We start from the raw sequence: 3385 nt of genomic DNA, 5'->3' as shown, positions 1-3385 counted from the left end.
GCACCCGCTCGACCCGTACCCCGGGACGCCCCCCCCCCCCCGGCCCCCCCCCGGGCCCCCCCCCCCGCCCCGCGGCCGGCGGCCGGGGGCCGGGGGTGGGGGCACGCGCCGCGGCCCCGGCCGCGCCGTGGGGGCGCGGCCGGGGCCGGGGGTGGGCGGGGGAGCGGGGGAGCGGTCAGACGGGGACCGCCTCGATGACCGAGACCGCCGCGGCCGTCTCCACGATCCGCTCCAGCCGGAAACCGGCCCGCGCCAGCAGGTCGGCGTACTGCTCCCGGGTCCGCTCCTTGCCGCCGACCAGCAGCATCAGCCACAGGTCGACCAGCTTGGCGGAGTGCGGCTCGTTGTCCGGCGTGGGCACCATCTCCACCAGCAGCAGCTTGCCGTGGTCGGGCACCGCCGCCCGCACGTTGCGCAGGATCTCCAGCGCCTTGTCCTCGGGCCAGTCGTGCACGATGTGCTTGAGGACGTAGGCGTCGCCCCCGGTGACGACCGGGTCGAACAGGCCCCCGTCGTGCGTGGTGACCCGCTCGGCGACCCCCTGCGAGGCGAGGAACCCGGCGGCGCCGTTGTTCGCCACCCGCGGATCGGCGAGGATGCCCCGCGTCCCCGGCGCGCTCTGCAGAATACCGGCGAGGAGCCCGCCCTGACCGCCGCAGAAGTCCACCACGGTCTTGAACTGCGAGAAGTCGTAACCCCCGGCCACCGGGAAGGTCTCCGTGTTCGACATGCTGCCCATGCCGTTGATGAACACCGACCCGTAGTCCGGATTGTGCTCCAGATATTCGAAGGCGCCCATTCCGCGCAGCTTCGGCAGGCTCGGCTCACCGGTGAGGACCGCGTCCAGGAAATGACCCCAGTCCTCCCAGTGAATGGGGTGACCCATCAGCACCGCGATGTTCCGCATCGACATCGGGTGATCCGCCCGCAGCGCGTCGGCCATCGGCGTGAGCGCGTACGTGCCGTCGTCCTGGCCCTCGAAGATGCCCTGACTGGCCAGCAGCCGCAGCACCCGGGCCACGGCCTCCTCGTGCGCGCCGACCTTCCGGGCCAGCTCGGCCGGCGCCAGCGGCCCGTCCACCAGGGCCTCGGCGAACCGCAGTTCGGCGGCGACATAGATCGCCTGCGTGACCATCGAGCCCATGACGAGCTCCAGCAGCGCGAACGGCGGCGGCGCCATCTCCCGGGCCCTGCGCTGCAGCTCCGCCCGCTCCTTCTCCAGGGCCCTCACGACGTGCGGGGGCGGCAATTCGGGCATGCGATTCCTCCAAGGCCGTAGCACCAGCATTGTTGTCCCAACCGCCGGAAGGGACCATCGGCAACCACGATAAGCAAATTGCTGGACGTTCCCTGGAGTTCACCTCGCGCACTGCTCGACCGCCCGCCGCCTCCCTGTTCCAGCTGTTCAACTGCGGAAATCGGGAGTCGAGTTCCGGGCGGCGGCCCGCTTATGGTGTTCACGATTTCACACCTGCTCCCGGCATCACGGGGGTATTTCTCAACGGAGGAGAGAGATGCCGAATTCGCGCAGTGCCTGGAAGAGGGCCGCCCTCGCGGCCGGCCTGGCCGCGATCGCCGCGACACCGCTGGCGGCCGTCCCCGCACAGGCCGACACCACCCCGACCGAGGCGAGCGTGCAGGTCCTCGCCTCCGGCCTGAAGAACCCCCGGGGCGTCACCGCGCTCGCCGACGGCACCCTCCTGGTCGCCGAGTCCGGCGACGGATCGGCCGCCTGCGCCGCCGCCACCCTGTGCGCCGGCCGCACCGGCTCCGTCTACAAGGTCCGCGGCTCCTTCGCCGGCCGCGTCGTCACCGGCCTGTCGTCGCTGGCCACCGGCCCCTCGGGCCCCACCTCGGTGGCCGCGGGCCCCAACAAGGTCACCACCGACCCGCACGGCGGATACGTCGTCCTCAACGCCTTCGGCAGCAACGGCACCACCGCCCTGCGCACCTCCCTGGGCGACGACGCCAAGGACCTGGGCACCCTGCTGCGCACCCGCGACCACAAGGTCCTCGCCGACCTCGCCGCCCACGAGAGCACCGCCAACCCCGACGGCGCCGACCTCAACGCCAACCCGTGGGGCTTCGTGCGCAGCGGCTCGGGCTACCTCGTCACCGACGCGGGCGGCAACACGCTGGTGCGCGCCGCCGCCAACGGCACCACGGCCACCGACTTCGTCGTGCCGACCAACACCACCCCCACCGGCGTCACCCGGCAGGCCGTGCCCACCGGCATCGCCAAGGCCCACGACGGCACCGTCTACTTCACCGACATGAGCGGCAACGTGCCCGGCATCTCCCGCATCTGGAAGGTGACCCCCGGCGGCCAGCCCCAGATCCTGGCGACCGGCCTGAGCAGCCTCTCCGACATCGCCGTCGGCCCCGACGGCAACCTCATCGCCCTGTCCTACACCCGGGGCACCCTCGCGCCGCCGATGCAGCCCGGCGTCCTGACGCGGATCGACGCGCACACCGGCCAGGCCACCGAGATCCCCACCGGCACCCAGCTGAACGCGCCCACCGGCCTCGCCGTCGGCCCGCGCGGGGAGATCTACGTCACCAACAACACCCTGGGCACCAACGGCCAGTTGGTCCGCGTACGCCCCTGACCCGCACCGCCCCGCGCACCCCACCCGGTGCGCGCCCCTGACCACGGCCCCACCGGACTTCCCCCGACGGTGGGGCCGTCGGCATGCGGCGGCACGCACCGGCGGAAGCTGGGCTTTCGCTGGGAAGCGGCTCGAAGCCGGCCGGAGAACCCTGCCCGCACGGCCCCGCGCTCGGCATCCTGGCGGGCGTCCGTCCGGTGCACGACTTCTGGAGGCCCGCGTGTCGCAGCCCACCCCCACCCCCACCGCCCACCCCCCGACCGGGGTGTGGCTGATCGGGGCGCGCGGCTCGGTCGCCACGACGACCGTCGCGGGCTGCGCCGCCCTCGCCGCGGCCCTGCAACCGCCCACCGCCCTGGTCACCGCCGCCCCCGCCTTCGCCGACAGCGGCCTGCCGCCGCTGTCCCGCCTCGTCTTCGGCGGCCACGACACCGCCGCCACCCCGCTGCCCAAGCGGGCCGAGGACCTCGCCGCCCAGGGCGTCCTGCCCGCCTGGCTGCCCGCCGCCGTCCACGGCGACCTGGCCGCCGCCGACGACCGGATCCGCCCCGGCGCCCCGGCCGGCGACCCGCGCGCGGACGACGCCGTGATCGACGCCCTCGCCGCCGACATCACCGCCTTCACCCGCACCGCAGGCGCCGCCCGGACCGTCGTCATCAACGTCGCCTCCACCGAACCCGCCCCCACCGGCGACGCCCTGCCGCCCAGCTCCCTGTACGCGGCGGCGGCCCTGCGCGCCGGCTGCGCCTACGTCAACTTCACGCCGTCGGCGGGCC

Annotated in this window: 3 protein-coding genes; 2 read left to right on the top strand and 1 reads right to left on the bottom strand. The window is 74.2% G+C overall.

Features of this window, described 5'->3' with window-relative positions; genetic code table 11:
• Positions 1 to 175: 175 nt before the first annotated feature.
• The gene (locus tag ACIP5K_RS35645) at positions 176 to 1258 is read right to left on the bottom strand and encodes a methyltransferase (protein ID WP_401416660.1); all 1083 of its coding nucleotides are present in this window, start codon (positions 1256 to 1258) and stop codon (positions 176 to 178) included.
• A gap of 256 nt (positions 1259 to 1514) precedes the next feature.
• Between ACIP5K_RS35645 and ACIP5K_RS35640 the strand changes: the two genes are divergently transcribed.
• Together ACIP5K_RS35640 and ACIP5K_RS35635 are read left to right on the top strand one after the other, a co-directional pair.
• Positions 1515 to 2609 (top strand): ScyD/ScyE family protein, encoded by a 1095-nt coding sequence (locus ACIP5K_RS35640; protein ID WP_401416658.1) that lies wholly within the window; start codon positions 1515 to 1517, stop codon positions 2607 to 2609.
• Positions 2610 to 2817: 208 nt separating this feature from the next.
• On the top strand, positions 2818 to 3385 hold a 568-nt coding region (locus tag ACIP5K_RS35635), incomplete at its 3' end, for an inositol-3-phosphate synthase (RefSeq protein WP_401416662.1).

Source organism: Streptomyces sp. NPDC088785, assembly GCF_044750685.1.
In the GTDB taxonomy this organism is placed as follows: domain Bacteria; phylum Actinomycetota; class Actinomycetes; order Streptomycetales; family Streptomycetaceae; genus Streptomyces.
The sequence above is the reverse complement of the archived record's forward strand: the minus strand, read 5'-3'. Positions and strand labels throughout refer to the sequence as shown.